Source organism: Streptomyces sp. NPDC059009 (genome assembly GCF_042740175.1).
Classification (GTDB): Bacteria; Actinomycetota; Actinomycetes; order Streptomycetales; family Streptomycetaceae; genus Streptomyces.
On the sequence record NZ_JBHYJB010000044.1, the window covers coordinates 83,654 to 98,123 of the forward strand.

The 14,470-nt window shown below is 68.6% G+C and carries 12 protein-coding genes, 1 pseudogene and 1 riboswitch; of the genes and pseudogenes, 2 read left to right on the forward strand and 11 right to left on the reverse strand.

The features are described 5' to 3' along the window. Positions 1–375: 375 nt before the first annotated feature. Positions 376–582, forward strand: a complete 207-nt coding sequence (locus ACFWYM_RS35385) for a DUF5999 family protein (protein WP_384846638.1) — start codon at positions 376–378, stop codon at positions 580–582. A 100-nt stretch (positions 583–682) separates the two neighbouring features. On the opposite strand, the pseudogene gcvP reads toward ACFWYM_RS35385, so the two are convergent. Continuing rightward, positions 683–3,553, reverse strand: a pseudogene (gene gcvP, locus ACFWYM_RS35390) (aminomethyl-transferring glycine dehydrogenase); the annotation flags it as partial. 188 nt (positions 3,554–3,741) lie between these two features. Continuing rightward, a riboswitch (glycine riboswitch) is annotated at positions 3,742–3,839 on the reverse strand. Positions 3,840–3,954: 115 nt separating this feature from the next. Here gcvP and ACFWYM_RS35395 point away from each other — a divergent pair. Further along, positions 3,955–4,341 carry a PRC-barrel domain-containing protein gene (locus ACFWYM_RS35395; RefSeq protein WP_384846640.1) on the forward strand — a complete coding sequence of 129 codons (387 nt, stop codon included), beginning with the start codon at positions 3,955–3,957 and terminating at the stop codon, positions 4,339–4,341. Between the two features lies 1 nt (position 4,342). On the opposite strand, the gene ACFWYM_RS35400 is transcribed toward ACFWYM_RS35395, so the two are convergent. The 10 genes from ACFWYM_RS35400 to ACFWYM_RS35445 form a co-directional block, all read right to left on the reverse strand. After that, complete coding sequence (locus ACFWYM_RS35400) at positions 4,343–5,731, reverse strand: DNA polymerase IV (protein WP_384846642.1); 1,389 nt, start codon at positions 5,729–5,731, stop codon at positions 4,343–4,345. A 37-nt stretch (positions 5,732–5,768) separates the two neighbouring features. Next, entirely contained in the window at positions 5,769–6,383 is a 615-nt protein-coding gene (locus ACFWYM_RS35405; RefSeq protein ID WP_384846644.1) for a MerR family transcriptional regulator, read from the reverse strand. 171 nt (positions 6,384–6,554) lie between these two features. Next, entirely contained in the window at positions 6,555–7,028 is a 474-nt protein-coding gene (locus ACFWYM_RS35410; RefSeq protein WP_006123076.1) for a bifunctional nuclease family protein, read from the reverse strand. A gap of 53 nt (positions 7,029–7,081) precedes the next feature. Further along, positions 7,082–7,822, reverse strand: a complete 741-nt coding sequence (locus ACFWYM_RS35415) for a MerR family transcriptional regulator (protein ID WP_384846646.1) — start codon at positions 7,820–7,822, stop codon at positions 7,082–7,084. Between the two features lie 16 nt (positions 7,823–7,838). Continuing rightward, on the reverse strand, positions 7,839–8,807 hold the full coding sequence (locus ACFWYM_RS35420) for an FHA domain-containing protein (protein ID WP_384846672.1): 969 nt from the start codon (positions 8,805–8,807) through the stop codon (positions 7,839–7,841). 82 nt (positions 8,808–8,889) lie between these two features. Further along, positions 8,890–9,744: a DUF881 domain-containing protein gene (locus tag ACFWYM_RS35425; protein WP_384846648.1), complete on the reverse strand. Its 855-nt coding sequence runs from the start codon at positions 9,742–9,744 to the stop codon at positions 8,890–8,892. A 5-nt stretch (positions 9,745–9,749) separates the two neighbouring features. Beyond that, on the reverse strand, positions 9,750–10,082 hold the full coding sequence (locus tag ACFWYM_RS35430) for a small basic family protein (protein WP_003988855.1): 333 nt from the start codon (positions 10,080–10,082) through the stop codon (positions 9,750–9,752). Then, positions 10,079–10,978, reverse strand: a complete 900-nt coding sequence (locus ACFWYM_RS35435) for a DUF881 domain-containing protein (protein WP_384846650.1) — start codon at positions 10,976–10,978, stop codon at positions 10,079–10,081. The genes ACFWYM_RS35430 and ACFWYM_RS35435 overlap by 4 nt, the downstream gene beginning before the upstream one ends. A gap of 89 nt (positions 10,979–11,067) precedes the next feature. Then, a complete protein-coding gene (locus ACFWYM_RS35440; RefSeq protein WP_384846652.1) occupies positions 11,068–13,563 on the reverse strand; it encodes a sugar phosphate nucleotidyltransferase in 2,496 nt (831 codons plus the stop codon). Positions 13,564–13,677: 114 nt separating this feature from the next. After that, positions 13,678–14,286 carry a CDP-alcohol phosphatidyltransferase family protein gene (locus tag ACFWYM_RS35445; RefSeq protein WP_384846654.1) on the reverse strand — a complete coding sequence of 203 codons (609 nt, stop codon included), beginning with the start codon at positions 14,284–14,286 and terminating at the stop codon, positions 13,678–13,680. Positions 14,287–14,470 lie beyond the last annotated feature (184 nt).

The following is a 14,470-nucleotide window of genomic DNA, read 5'->3' on the forward strand; positions in this document are numbered from 1 at the left end:
CCTCTGTATGCGCCGCTCGCTTTTTTTTTTTATACGCCCCGGGCGCGGCCCCCCCGCCTGCCCCGACCCCCCCCCCCCCGCCCCGGCCCCCCCCCCCCCCCCCGGGGGGGGCCACGGCGCTGCCCCCACCCATCCGCACTAGCCCGATCAGGCCACCCCGAACCACCCGAAGAGACAGTGCAGTTGGGCTGAACCGTCCGGGCGGGTGATACGTCATTAAGCAGTAGGAAGCGCTGCAGCGAAATCCCTGCGGATTGACGTCCGCAGGGCGACACTGGGACCGGACCACACGACAAACGGGGGGCGGCCATGAACAACGCATCGAGCCGCAGGACAGACGTCACAGCCATCACATCGCAGCGAAAGAACCCTTCCATGTGCCAGCACCAACCACCTTGCCCGTCAGCCGACTCCGCCGACCGGGAGGCCGCGCTGCTCTTGGCGCACCACCCGGAGCAGGGATGGAGCCTGCTGTGCAATGGCGTCCTGCTCTTCGAGGACACGGGTGAGCTGCTGCCGGACGGGCAGATCATCGCCCCGCACCGGCCGCTCGGCACCGACCAGGTGATGACGGCGGCCTGAGCCGGCACACACGCACCAAGGGCCGGGCCCGGAGGAGACGTCCTCCCGGCCCCGCCCCCACGCAGTGGCGGCCCCCCCCCCCCCCGCCCTCCACGGACAGGTCCAGCGGAGGGCACGAGCAGACCAGATTCCGGTCGCCGTACGCCTGGTCGATGCGGCGGACCGGCGGCCAGTACTTGTCGGCGGCGGAGACACCGGCCGGGAAGACCGCCTCCGCACGCGAGTACGCGTGGTCCCACTCCTCGCCGACCGCGGCCGCCGTGTGCGGGGCATTGCGCAGCGGGTTGTCGTCGGCGGCCCATTCGCCGTTCGCGACCTTCTCGATCTCACGGCGGATCGCGATCATCGCCTCGCAGAACCGGTCGAGCTCACCGAGGTCCTCGCTCTCGGTCGGCTCGATCATCAGCGTCCCGGCCACCGGGAACGACATGGTCGGCGCGTGGAAGCCGTAGTCGATGAGCCGCTTGGCGATGTCGTCGACGCTCACGCCGGTCGCCTTGCTGATCGGCCGCAGGTCGATGATGCACTCGTGCGCCACGAGCCCGCCGGGGCCGGTGTAGAGCACGGGGTAGTGCGGCTCGAGCCGCTTGGCGATGTAGTTGGCGGAGAGCACCGCGACCTGCGTGGCGCGCTTGAGGCCCTCGCCGCCCATGAGCCGGACGTACGCCCACGAGATCGGCAGGATCCCGGCCGAGCCCCACGGCGCCGCCGAGATCGGCCCGACACCCGTCTCCGGCCCGGCCGCGGGCTGCAGCGGGTGGTTCGGCAGATACGGCGCCAGGTGTGCGCGCACGCCCACGGGACCGACGCCCGGACCGCCGCCGCCGTGCGGGATGCAGAAGGTCTTGTGCAGGTTCAGGTGCGAGACGTCGCCGCCGAAGTGCCCCGGCTTGGCGAGCCCCATCAGGGCGTTGAGGTTGGCACCGTCCACGTACACCTGGCCACCGGCCTCGTGCACGGCGGCGCAGATCTCGGTGACGTGCTCCTCGAAGACGCCGTGCGTGGACGGGTACGTGATCATGAGCACGGCCAGCTCGTCGCGGTACTGCTCGATCTTGGCGTGCAGGTCCGCGGCGTCGACCTCGCCGTCGTCCGCGGTCTTCACGACGACGACCTTCATCCCGGCCATGACGGCACTGGCGGCATTGGTGCCGTGCGCCGACGACGGAATCAGACAGACAGTCCGCTGCTCGTCACCGTTGGCCCGGTGGTAGCCGCGCACCGCGAGCAGCCCGGCAAGCTCGCCCTGCGAACCGGCGTTGGGCTGCAGCGACACCTTGTCGTAGCCGGTGACCTCGGCGAGCCGCTCCTCCAGCTCCCGGATCAGCGTCAGATAGCCCTGCGCCTGCTGGGCGGGCACGAAGGGGTGCAGCTGACCGAACTCGGGCCAGGTGACCGACTCCATCTCCGTCGTCGCATTCAGCTTCATGGTGCAGGAGCCCAGCGGGATCATGCCCCGGTCGAGCGCGTAGTCCCGGTCGGCGAGACGGCGCAGGTAGCGCAGCATCGCGGTCTCGGAGCGGTACTCGTGGAAGACGGGGTGCGTGAGGTAGTCGTCGCTGCGCAGCAGCCCCTCCGGGAGCGCGTCCGCGACACTCTCGTCGAGCGCCTCGATGTCGGCCTCGACACCGAACGCGGCCCAGACGGCGGCCAGTTGGGCACGCGCCGTGGTCTCGTCGCACGCCAGCGAGACGTGGTCGGCGTCGACGAGGCGGAGGTTGACGCCCTCCTCGCGGGCGGCGGCCACCACATCGGCGGCCTTGCCCGGCACGCGCACGGTCAGCGTGTCGAAGTACGCGCCGTGCACGACCTCGACCCCGCCCGCCGTCAGACCGGCCGCGAGCAGCGTGGCGTACCGATGGGTGCGCCGCGCAATGGACTTGAGCCCCTCGGGCCCGTGGTACACGGCGTACATGCCGGCCATCACGGCGAGCAGGACCTGCGCGGTGCAGATGTTGCTGGTGGCCTTCTCCCGGCGGATGTGCTGCTCCCGCGTCTGCAGCGCGAGCCGGTACGCCTTGTTCCCGTCGGCGTCCACGGACACACCCACGAGCCGCCCCGGCAGGCTGCGCGCGAACTTCTCGCGCACCGCCATGTATCCGGCGTGCGGGCCACCGAAGCCCATCGGCACACCGAAGCGCTGCGTGGTGCCCACGGCGATGTCCGCGCCGAGCTCCCCGGGCGAGGCCAGCAGCGCCAGGGCGAGCAGGTCGGCGGCGACGGTCACGATCGCGCCCAGCTCATGGGCCTGGTCGACGAGCGGCTTGATGTCCCGTACGGCACCTGAGGCGCCCGGGTACTGGATGAGCACGCCGACGACGCCACGCTCGGCGACCTCCGCCGGGATCCCGTCGCTCAGATCCGCGACGACGACCTCGACACCGGTCGGCTCGGCCCGCGTCTCGATCACGGCGACGGTCTGCGGCAGGGCGTCGGCGTCGACGAGGAAGACCCCGTTCTTGACCTTGCCCACGCGCCGCGACAGCGCCATGGCCTCCGCGGCCGCGGTCCCCTCGTCGAGCAGCGAGGCACCGGACGTCGGCAGACCGGTCAGGTCGGCGACCATCGTCTGGAAGTTGAGCAGCGCCTCGAGCCGCCCCTGCGAGATCTCGGGCTGGTACGGCGTGTAGGCGGTGTACCAGGAGGGGTTCTCCATGACATTCCGCAGAATGACGGGCGGCGTGAAGGTGCCGTAGTAGCCGAGGCCGATCATGGAGTCGAGGACCTGGTTGCGGTCCGCGAGCGAGCGCAGCTCGGCAAGGACCTCCGGTTCGGTGCGCGCGCCCGGGAGTTCGAGGGCATCGGCGTTCTTGATCACGTCGGGCACCGCGGTCGCCGTCAGCTCGTCGAGGGAGCCGTAGCCGACCTGGGCGAGCATCTTGGCGATGGCCTCGCTGCCGGGGCCGATGTGACGCTGCTCGAAGGGAGTTCCCTGCTCGAGCTCGGAGAGCGGAATGCGGTGGGCGGTCATCTTGCGGAGGCCTCCTGGTCGTTGCGACCTGCGGGGGTATCACGGCAAGCCGCGCATACCCGGACGGCCTCCCCCTCTGTCATCGGTACCTGAGAGCTTCACAGGGACGCGGCCGCCCCTGCTTGCACCGTCGGTGAGGGAGGCCCCGGACGTCCCCGCCCGATACCCACCCTGCTTTCCAGAGCGACCTCGTCCGTGCGGTACAGGGGCCTGAGAGATTCCGGGGAGGATTTGCTCCTTCGGCGCCTCCGGTGATGCCACCGGAGGACTCTCCCGCACAGGGTCAGCAGCCATTTCCCAGCCTATCAGCGAGCCTTTGGGCCCCCGTTCAACTGGACGATCGCCCGGATGTGCCCTTTCGTAGTGGTTACGAATGAGTTGCGACCATCGCTGGAGGGCCTGTGCAGACCGATATCGATCCGCGCCACCTGATCGGCCGCAAGGCATTCGACCGCAACGGCGCCAAGATCGGCACCGTCGACGAGGTCTACCTGGACGACGCCACCGGCGCCCCGGAGTGGGCGGCCATACGGACCGGCCTGTTCAGCAGGGACGCCTTCGTCCCCCTGGAGCCCAGCGAACTCATCGACGACGGCACCCTGCACATCCCCTTCGAGCGCTCCCTGATCAAGGACGCCCCCGACTTCGGCGTCGGCCGCCACCTCTCCCCCGAGCAGGAGCTCCAGCTCTACCACCACTACGGCCTGGACATCACGCCCCCCGCGACGCCCGCCGAAACCTCCGCCGACCGCGACTTCGGCAAGATCGCAGGCACCGAGGACCCCTGACTCACGCCCCCTCCTTCACGTCCTCCTCCGCCCCCTCCACCGCCACGAGCGGCAGCGGCCGCGCGGGCTCCAGATCAGGATCGTCGGTACGGAACGTCCGCACCCGCCCCGGCGCCGAGTCCGGCGTCTCGAACCGCACCGTGACCCGGCCGAGCCCGCTCCCCTGCACCCACCCGTGCCCGTGCTCCGCGTGCACCACGTCATGTCCGGCCGCCCACCGCCTCTCGGCGGGCGCCACCACCTCCTCGACGGCCTCCTCCGCGTGCTCCCCGCCCGCCTCCCCTGCCTCCGCCGCCCCCTCCAGCTCGTCCCGCACGGCCATGGCCTGCGCGAACAGGTCCTCCTGCGTGTAGTCCGCGAGACCGCTCACCCCCACCCCGAGCAGCCGCACCCCGCCCGTGGTGTCCACGGACTCCAGCAACCGCGCCGCCGCCTCCCGCACCACCGCCGGGTCGTCCGTGGGCCCCCGCAGCGTCTCGGACCGCGTCAGCGTCGAGAAGTCGTACCGCCGCACCTTGAGCACGATCGTCCGCCCCGAGTGCCCCGCCGCCCGCAACCGCTGCACGCACCGATCAGCAAGCCGCGCCACTTCCCCCCGGACCCGCACCCGGTCATGGATGTCCACGTCGTACGTGTCCTCGACGCTGACCGACTTGGTATCCCGCTCCGCCACCACGGGCCGCTCATCGCGCGCCAGAGCCATCGCGTACAGCCCCGCGCCATGGGCCTTCCCCAACAACCGCACCAGCTCGTCCTCACCGGCCTCCGCGATCTCCTCGACCGTCGTGATGCCGGCCCGCCGCAGATGGTCCCCCGTCGCCGGCCCCACCCCCGGCAGCGTCCGCACCGACATCGGCCCGAGCTTCGCCCGCTCGGTGCCGGGCTCTATCAGCACGAGACCGTCGGGCTTGGCCGCCTCGGAGGCGATCTTCGCGAGCATCTTGGACGCCGCGAGCCCCACCGACCCGGTCAGCCCCGTCACCCGCTTGATGTCCTTGCGCAGCCGCTCCCCGGTCGCCCGCGCCGAGACCTCGTCGGATGCGGCACCCCCCGCCTCCAGGTCGACGAACGCCTCGTCCAGGCTCAGCGGCTCCACCAGCGGCGACAGCTCGCGCAGCAGCCCCATGACCTGCTCGCTGATCTCCCGGTAGAGCCCGAAGCGGGGCACCAGATACGCGGCGTTCGGCGCGAGCCGCCGCGCCTGCCCCATGGGCATCGCCGAGTGCACCCCGAAGGCCCGCGCCTCGTACGAGGCGGTCGCGACCACACCACGCGGCCCCAGACCGCCCACCACCACGGCTTTCCCGCGCAGACTCGGCTTCGCGGCCTGCTCGGCAGCCGCGAAGAAGGCATCCATGTCGAGATGCAGGATCGTGGGCGCGGTTCTCACATCACTGATGCTGCCCTACGCCACTGACAACGCCCCGTCAGACGGCCCTGTTGCGCCGCCGCGCCAGCTCGTCCGCGGGGTTGTTCCCCACCAGGGTCTCCCCGGTGTCGACCCGCTCCCCGTGCAGCTGCGACAGCGCGGACTCCACGTCCCGCCAGACGATGCCCACGGCGATCCCGAAGACCCCCTGCCCGCCCTGGAGCAGATCGTGGACCTCGTCCGGCGACGAGCACTCGTAGACCGTCGCGCCGTCGCTCATCAGCGTCATCCGCTCCAGATCGCTGAAGCCACGGTCGCGCAGATGCTGGACGGTGGTGCGGATGTTCTGGAGGGACACCCCGGTGTCGAGGAACCGCTTCACGATCTTCAGGACGACGACGTCCCGGAAGCTGTACAGGCGCTGCGTCCCGGACCCGCCGGCCGCGCGCACAGTGGGCTCGACCAGACCGGTGCGCGCCCAGTAGTCCAGCTGTCGATAGGTGATGCCCGCCGCCGCACACGCGGTGGGGCCCCGATAGCCGACCTGCTCCGCCTGGGACACTTCGTCCCCGCTTCCCTGCATCGCCATCGGCCGCCTCGGAGAGTGATCGGCCGTGCTGCCGTGAAGCGGGTACGGACCGCCCGTCGCCGTACCGTCGCCGCTGCTTCTCACGCCGACCTCCGTCCTTGACCTGCTTAACGACGGTAGGCAGTCACCAGGGGCTCGTCAACGATCGCCACACTCGGCACGCCGAGTGATAATCACCCTGAGAGTGGTTTCCCGTACCTCACCGCGGGGAAAGGCTAGCCGAATGGTCTGACGCCGGCCCGCGCAAGCGGAGGCTCACTGGCTGTTAGTCCCGAAGTCCTCGGGCGAGATCTGGTCAAGGAATTCGCGGAACTTCTCGACCTCGTCCTCCTGCTCGTCCGGAATCGCGATCCCCGCGTCGTCGAGCACCCCGTCACTGCCGTAGATCGGCGTCCCGGTGCGCAGCGCCAGCGCTATGGCGTCGGACGGACGTGCGCTCACCTCCACACCGCTGGCGAACACCAGCTCCGCGTAAAAGACACCTTCGCGCAGATCGGTGATGCGCACTTCGGTGAGCTCCTGACCCACCGCCTCCAGCACGTCCTTGAACAGGTCGTGGGTCAGCGGCCGTGCGGGCGCCATCCCCTGCTGGGCGAAGGCGATGGCGGTCGCCTCCCCCGGTCCGATCCAGATGGGGAGGTACCGATCGCCTCCCACTTCACGCAGGAGCACGATCGGCTGGTTGGAGGGCATTTCGACCCGGACACCTACGACGTCGAGCTCGTTCACACAGCAACCCTAGGACGTGCCCGGCAGGTTTGGGTAGTCGGGCACCCACCAAGTCACGGCAGCCTTACCCCGAGCGCGCTCTGCACGAGCGCGGTGTGCAGCTTTCCGGTGAGCCCGGCGAGCTCCTTGGTCCTGGCCTCCGCATGGGCCCTGGTCTGGGGATTACGATGCCGCCGCAGCGGCGCCACCACCTGATCGACGAGACCGGCCTCGCGCTCCGCCGCCGCCTTCATGGCCCGCAGATGCCGTGGCTCGATCCCGAACCGGCCCAGCTCCACCACCAGCGTGGCCACCGACACGGCCTCCGCGTCGTAACCGCCCTCGGGCAGCGGCGTGATGAGCCCGTACGTCTCCCACTCGTCGAGCTGCTGCTCGTCCACCTCCGCGGCGGCCAGCAGCTCGTCACGGCCCATCCGGGCGGCCGTGGGCGCGTCGTCGGACTCCGCCTCGCCGTCCTCGTGGTCCCGCTGGCGCCCCAGGGAGGGCAGCGGGACGCGCTCCCCGCGCTCCAGGGCGTCCAGATGCTCGCGGATGACCTTGAGCGGCAGATAGTGGTCCCGCTGCATCCGCAGTACGTGACCGAGCCGCTCCACGTCCTCAGGGCTGAACTTCCGGTACCCGGAGGGGGTGCGCTCGGGCTCGACCAGCCCCTCCGCCTCCAAGAAGCGGATCTTCGAGATCGTGACCTCGGGAAACTCGTCCCGCAGCACGTTCAGCACGGCGCCGATGCTCAGCAGCCGACGGTCCGCGGCGGCGGTGCCGTTTCCGGCACCGCCCCTCGGTGTTTGAAGCATGGACCTTCCTGACAGGTCAGATGCCCCGCTGGCTCGCGTAGAAGACCAGGCGGTACTTGCCGATCTGCACCTCGTCGCCGTTCGACAGCGCGACGGAGTCGATCCGCTCCCGGTTCACATACGTGCCGTTGAGGCTGCCCACGTCGGCCACGGTGAACGAACCGTCCTGGGCTCGGCGGAACTCCACATGACGCCGCGACACCGTCACGTCGTCGAGGAAGATGTCGCTCTGCGGGTGACGCCCGGCCGTGGTCAGCTCGCCGTCCAGGAGGAAGCGGCTGCCCGAGTTGGGCCCGCGGCGCACCACCAGGAGCGCCGAGCCGAGCGGCAGGGCGTCAACGGCCGCCTGGGCCTCCGGAGACAGAGCAGGAGACTGGGTCTGCCCCGTCGCCTCCGCCTCGTAAGCCTCCAGGCCCGAGATCGAGATGGTCGACGTGGTCTCGGACGCGCGCTCAGCCGTGACACCGGGCTTCAGCGGCGCACCACAGTTGGAGCAGAACCGGCTGGCCTCGGCATTCTGATGACCGCACCTGGTACAAACCGGCAAGGCCGACATGGACGGATCCTCCTGCCGCGGCTGCCCCGCGGGGGCATTGGACGCATACGGGCCGGAGGCAAACCCTCCACCCGTACTTGAGGTTGACGGTTCTCCGAAACCTATGCGGCCGGAAGCGGCAGGGTCAACAGAAGACGCGCCCTGACCACCCGAAATGTCACCGCCCGGACCAGCCACCTGGTCCCGGAACATCGGGCGCTCTCCGCCCTGTCCGTCGGCGTCTCCATGGCGCGGCGCACGGTGCCGGGCAGTGGCGGGATTGCCGCTGTCCTCACGCGAGCGCTTGCCGAACAACTTCTCAAACAACTTCACGGGCGATTCCCCTTGACCGAAACAGACCCGCCCGTGGGGCAGGACGAACCCTGATTGCACACACCGGCATACATCGGTGAACCGGACATCCTCACAACGTCCGTATCCGCCAAACAGTTTCCACCACGCACCGTGCTTACGGTGCGCCGACCCCCCGCAACCTCATGCCCTCGCCTCACGGCCCCCATGCACCCCCGCCTCACTGGGATGACGACCGAGCGTAGTCAGGCCGCTTCGCCGGTCGCAAGGCGTCCACCTCGATCTTCTCCTGACGGGTCACCGTGACGGTGGCCTGCTCCTTCTCCAGAGTCTGCACCACGCCTCCAGGGATGTTGAGCGCCGGTTCCAGGTCCTGGGGCTTGCCGATCACTTTGAAGTGGTAGGGCCTTCCGATCTTCCGTCCGCCCACGCTCACACCCCCTCCCGAGTCCGACAGGTAGGTGTCGGCCACCACCCTGACGTCATTGATCTGGATGGCCTCGGCACCCGCGGCGCGCAACTCTTGGATCGCGTCGAGCAGCATGTCGGCCTCAACCGATCCCTTCTTGTCCGCGATGGTCAGCGTGATGCCAGGACCCTGGGCCGCCACGGTGCCCGCAAGGATGCCGAGTTGCCGTTCCTTCTCGACCGTCTGCTTGCGGGCCTCCTCGGCCGCGTCCGAGCTGTTCTCGAGCCCAGTGCGCTGGTCCTCGAGTCGCTGCTTCTCATCTTCCAGACGCTGAGTTCGGTCATCCAGTTCATCGAGAATGCGAACAAGATCTTCCTGACGCGCTCCGCGCAACGCGCTGCTGTCGCTGTTGGACCGCACCTGAATGGCGAGCCCGAGGCCGAGCACGAACAACAGAACCGCGACAGTGAGTTGAGCACGGGTGAATCTCGGCGGCCACAGCCCCTGCACAAGCCGCTGGCGGCCCGTGAGGCGCGCCTCGCCGCTCTTGCCTGCCTCATCCGTCTCAGGCGCCTCAGGGGGCGGCGACGGCGTGACGGGGCGGGCCGGGACCTCTGCCGGCAGTTCCTTGCGCCGGGGGTGCTGTGGCGTCTCGTCCGTACTCATCCGCGTCACGCCCTGAAGACGTGCCGGCGGATCGCGGCAGCGTTGGAGAAGATCCGGATGCCGAGCACGACGACGACGCCGGTGGACAGCTGCGCGCCGACGCCGAGTTTGTCGCCCAGGAACACGATCAGCGCGGCCACCACGACGTTCGACAGGAACGAGACGACGAAGACCTTGTCGTCGAAGATCCCGTCGAGCATCGCGCGCAGGCCACCGAACACCGCGTCCAGGGCCGCCACGACGGCGATCGGAAGATACGGCTCGACCACCGCCGGAACCTCGGGCCGGACCAACAATCCGGCCACGACTCCCACGACGAGGCCCAGTACGGCGATCACGATGTGCCCTTTCCTGCCTTTGGCTCTGCTGTACGTACGGTCACACTTGGCGCAGCCGGCAGCCGCAGGTCGTCCTGGACGGAGATGGCGGTCCTGATGCCGAAGTTCTCCTGCAGCGCGTGCAGCGACTGTCCGTCGTGGCTGTTCTGGAACCGGGTGCTCAACCGCTGGCCGTCGCCCACCGCGAGCACCGTATAGGGCGGCACCAGTGGCTTGTTGTCGACCAGTATGGCGTCACCGGCGGCCCTGATCGCCGACAGAGCCGTCAGCCGCTGGTCGTTGATGGAGATGGCCTCCGCACCGGCCTGCCACAGTCCGTTGACGACCCGCTGCATGTCGCGGTCCCGGACCCGTCCGGTGTCGGAGAATCCGGTGCTCTCCCGCGGCCCGCCACCGCCCTCGTCCGCTTCCTTCGCATCGTCCACCACGAGCTTCACACCGGGCCCCTGCACCTTCGTGGCCCCCGACAACAGGGCCACCAACTCACCCTGGCTGCCGCCGTGTTCCTCGAGTGCGTCGCGCTGCCGTTCCTCCACGTCGTCACGGAGCTCATCGACGTCGTCCTCGAGCTTGTCGGCGTCCGACGTGGCCGATTCGACCCGGTCGATGAGCTCTTCCCGCTCCTTCGCGACAACAGGGGCCGCTATCCGCGCCTGCGCAGCCCCGACGGTCACCACCAGCGCAGCCAGGACGAGTCCGGCCGCGAGCCCCAGCTTCGACCGCAGCGCACGCGGCCCACCACTGGCGCCACGCTCCTTCTTACGGGCTGCCGCCTCCGCGTACCCCTCGTCGAGGCTGTGGTCCATGACGGTGGTGAGCAGCGACATGGAGGCATCCGGGCGCCGGGGGCGCGAGGGAGTGCTCCGAACGGGGGGCTGCTGCGGCATGCCGCACATCGTCGCACGTCGCGGGCGCTACCTCCGAACGGCCCCACCGACGAGCCGGACAGCACCCCGCACGGGTGCCGTCCGGCACAGATGAACGGTCAGTGTCCGGCGCCGTCCACGACCGCGGACCACTCGTCGAGCAGCGCCTGGGCGGAGGAGTCGTCGGGCCCCTCGGCCCACAGATGAGTGACGGCCTCGGCCGGGTCGGGCAGCACCAACACCCAACGCCCGTCCGCCTCCACGACCCGCACACCATCGGTCGTGTCCACGGACCGCTCCCCTGCTGCCTCCACGACCCGGCGCATGACCAGACCCTTCACGGCCCACGGAGTCGCGAGATCGCGCCGCAGCACATGAGCCCGCGGGATCCGCGCATCGATCTGACTTAGCGTCAGCTGGGTTCGTGCCACCAGGCCGATGAGGCGTACGAAGGCGGCCGACCCGTCGAAGACGCTGCTGAACTCCGGGATGATGAACCCGCCACGGCCGTCACCGCCGAAGATGGTCGAGTCGTCACGCCCCACGCGCGTGAGGTCGTCGGGCGACGTGGTCGTCCAGTCGACCTGCGTCCCGTGGTAGGCCGCGACCTGCTCCGCGATGCGCGTCGTCGTGACCGGCAGCGCCACCCGCCCACTGCGCCGCTCGGCCGCCACCAGGTCGAGCATGACGAGCAGAGCCCGGTCGTCCTCGACGATCCGCCCCTTCTCGTCCACGAGCGAGAGCCGCTCGCCCACGGGGTCGAAGCGCACTCCGAACGCGGCGCGTGCAGAAGCCACGATCTCCCCGAGCCGTACGAGTCCCGAGCGGCGCGCGTCGGCGGATTCGGTGGGCCGGGCCTCGTCGAGACCGGGGTTGATGGTCAGCGCGTCGACCCCGAGCCGCCCCAGCAGGCTCGGCAGCACCAGCCCGGCACTGCCGTTCGAGGCATCGACGACGACCTTCAGCTCGGACTCCGCGATGCCCGACGTGTCGACGTTACGGAGCAGCGAGCCGGTGTAGGAGTCGAAGACACTGGACGGGAAGTGCAGGTCCCCGATCTCTCCAGGGAAGGCGCGCCGGTACTCCTGCCGCGCGTACACCCGGTCCAACTTCCGCTGACTCGCCTGCGACAGGTCCGCACCGCGTCCGTCGAAGAACATGATGTCGACAGAGTCGGGCACACCCGTCGTCGTCCGGATCATGATTCCGCCGGCACTGCCCCGCGCCGTCTGCTGCCGCGCGACCGGCAGCGGCACGTTCTCCAGGTCGCGTACGTCGATGGCGCTGGCCTGCAGCGCCGAGATGACCGCCCGCTTCAGCGCCCGGGCACCACGCGAGTGATCGCGGGCCGTCGTCACCGTCGACCCCTTCTTCAAGGTCGTCGCGTACGCGCCGGCCAGCCGTACAGCCAGTTCGGGCGTGATCTCGACGTTGAGAATCCCGGACACCCCACGGGCGCCGAACAGATGGGCCTGTCCGCGGGATTCCCAGATGACCGACGTGTTGACGAACGCACCGGCCTCGATGGTCTTGAACGGGTAGACCCGTACATTCCCCTGGACAATCGATTCCTCACCGACCAGACATTCGTCCCCGATGACGGCGCCGTCCTCGATGCGCGCGGCCCGCATGATGTCGGTGTTCTTCCCGACCACGCAGCCCCGGAGATTGCAGTGCTGCCCGATGTAGACGTTGTCGTGCACCACTGCCCGGTGCAGGAAGGCTCCGCTCTTCACGACCACGTTCGAGCCGATGATCGTGTGCTCGCGAAGCTCGACATCTGCCTCGATCTTCGCGTAGTCCCCCACGTACAGAGGTCCGCGCAGGACCGCATCGGGGTGCACCTCAGCGCCTTCGGCGACCCAGACACCGGGAGAGATCTCGAAGCCGTCGATATCGACGTCGACCTTGCCCTCCAGCACATCGGCCTGCGCCTTCACATAGCTCTCGTGCGTACCGACGTCCTCCCAGTAGCCCTCGGCGACATAGCCGTAGACGGGCTTGCCTTCCTTCATGAGTTGCGGGAAGACATCACCGGACCAGTCAACCGGAACATCAGCCTCGACGTAGTCGAAGACCTCCGGTTCCATAACATAGATGCCGGTGTTCACGGTGTCGGAGAAGACCTGCCCCCAGGTCGGCTTCTCCAGGAAGCGTTCGACCTTTCCTTCCTCGTCGACGATGGTGATGCCGAATTCCAGCGGATTGGGAACTCGCGTCAGACAGACTGTGACGAGCGCACCCTTTTCCTTGTGGAAATTGATCAGCTCGGTCAGGTCGAAGTCAGTCAGAGCATCACCGGAGATTACGAGAAAGGCATCATCCTTCAGCGCTTCCTCGGCGTTCTTCACACTTCCGGCTGTGCCGAGTGGCTTCTCCTCATTGGCATAGGTGAGCTCCATCCCCAGCTCTTCACCATCACCGAAGTAGTTCTTGACGAGCGAGGCCAAGAACTGCACCGTGACTACGGTCTCGGTGAGCCCATGCTTCTTGAGCAGCCGCAGCACATGCTCCATGATGGGCCGATTGGCCACAGGCAGGAGCGGCTTGGGCATGCTCGAGGTCATGGGGCGAAGGCGGGTACCTTCACCCCCGGCCATCACGACGGCCTTCATGTCGGAAACGCCCTCCTCAATTAGACGACGATCTCACCGACTCAGCCCGCCCAATATGGCCCATATCTGCCAGATACGCGCCTTTAAGCCTCTACAGCCGCCGAATCGGCGAGCTCAATCGGCCGTGACGTCCGCTTTGACAAGCCGGCGGACCTGAACCACGTAGAGGATCCCTGCCCACCAATACAGCGTTGTACCCCATCCGGCGAACGCCCATCCGAAAATAGCAGCGAGTGACGCGATCCAGCCACTGCCATCGCTGAGCAGCAGCAGTGGAAAGGCGTACATCAGGTTGAAGGTCGCCGCCTTGCCGAGGAAGTTCACCTGTGGCGGCGGATAGCCGTGACGTCTGAGGATGCCGACCATCACCAGGAGTACCAACTCGCGCAGGAGAAGCACCGCGGTCAGCCAGAGCGGAAGAATCTCCCGCCACGTGAGACCGACCAATGTCGACAAGATATAGAGACGGTCTGCCGCCGGATCCAGCAGTCGTCCCAAGTTGCTGATCTGGTTCCAGCGCCGGGCCAACTTGCCGTCGAGATAGTCGCTGATGCCGCTCAGAGCGAGCACCAGCAGCGCCCAACCGTCGCTCTTCGGCCCGCCGAACTCGGGCCTGAGGATCAGCCACAGGAAGAGAGGCACGCCAAGGAGGCGCGCCATGCTGAGGATGTTCGGGATGGTGAGGACACGGTCCGTCTGGACACGCGTCTCCTGGACCTCCACCCGGGGGCCTCCTGTGAGGAACGAGCCAATGATGCCCCTTGACCTTACCCTCAGTTCTCGGACCTCGGTGCAGAGGGGTGCTGGCCGTCGGCCCAAAACGCAAGAAAGCCGTATTCCCGGACCAAGGTCCGGGAATACGGCTTTCTCTAAAAGGAGTTCGGCGGCGTCCTACTCTCCCACAGGG

Excerpts from the sequence above, each read along its gene's own strand:
- ACFWYM_RS35415 (WP_384846646.1), bottom strand. The coding sequence starts at position 7,822 with ATGCTTCAAACACCGAGGGGCGGTGCCGGAAACGGCACCGCCGCCGCG.
- ACFWYM_RS35435 (WP_384846650.1), bottom strand. The coding sequence starts at position 10,978 with ATGTGCGGCATGCCGCAGCAGCCCCCCGTTCGGAGCACTCCCTCGCGC.
- ACFWYM_RS35440 (WP_384846652.1), bottom strand. The coding sequence starts at position 13,563 with ATGAAGGCCGTCGTGATGGCCGGGGGTGAAGGTACCCGCCTTCGCCCC.
- ACFWYM_RS35425 (WP_384846648.1), bottom strand. The coding sequence starts at position 9,744 with ATGAGTACGGACGAGACGCCACAGCACCCCCGGCGCAAGGAACTGCCG.
- ACFWYM_RS35385 (WP_384846638.1), top strand. The coding sequence starts at position 376 with ATGTGCCAGCACCAACCACCTTGCCCGTCAGCCGACTCCGCCGACCGG.